Origin of the sequence: Mediterraneibacter sp. 210702-DFI.3.120, from assembly GCF_020561005.1 — a bacterium.
GTDB classification, from domain to species: Bacteria; Bacillota; Clostridia; order Lachnospirales; family Lachnospiraceae; genus Mediterraneibacter; species Mediterraneibacter faecis.
Genome location: NZ_JAJCNG010000080.1, coordinates 1 through 476 on the forward strand (window position 1 = coordinate 1; position 476 = coordinate 476).

Below are 476 nucleotides of genomic sequence, written 5' to 3' on the forward strand. Positions count from 1 at the left end.
GTATTCTTTCTTCATAAGTCTTTGTTGATTTCGCCATATCGTCTTCATCCTTTCTCTTATAATCAAATCTTGCTCTGCTAAGATTTGGCACACGATTCTGGTCAGCTCTGTTGACATAATTCCAATCAGAATCGTGGTGCATCCTTGCGGAGCATTATCTTGTCGATGTTTTTCCGACAAGATAAACATTAGTTCCCGGTTGCATATCAGGAGAAGCACATGGTATAATCCTCTTGCGTGTAGGTATATCATGGCTTCGGTCTGATAGAACCTTTGGCGGTTTCGTAGGAAGCCGCCTTTTTAAGTTGCCACATTTCTTGTGACAGTTTTTACATTTCCTTTATCCCTCAGATCTCGCCCCTCGTTGGCTTCCATGAACTTTTCTAAAATGTCAGTTTTAATAAGGACTTTTCTTCCGACTTTTAATACCGGAAGCTTCTTCCATTCAACCAGCTTTCTCAAAGTGTTTCTGCCAA

Annotated in this window: 1 protein-coding gene; it reads right to left on the reverse strand. The window is 40.8% G+C overall.

The window, feature by feature from the left end; genetic code table 11:
* Positions 1-300 precede the first annotated feature (300 nt).
* Positions 301-476, reverse strand: a 176-nt coding sequence (locus tag LI162_RS15280; protein ID WP_227156879.1) for an excisionase family DNA-binding protein, incomplete at its 5' end; no start/stop codon positions are given.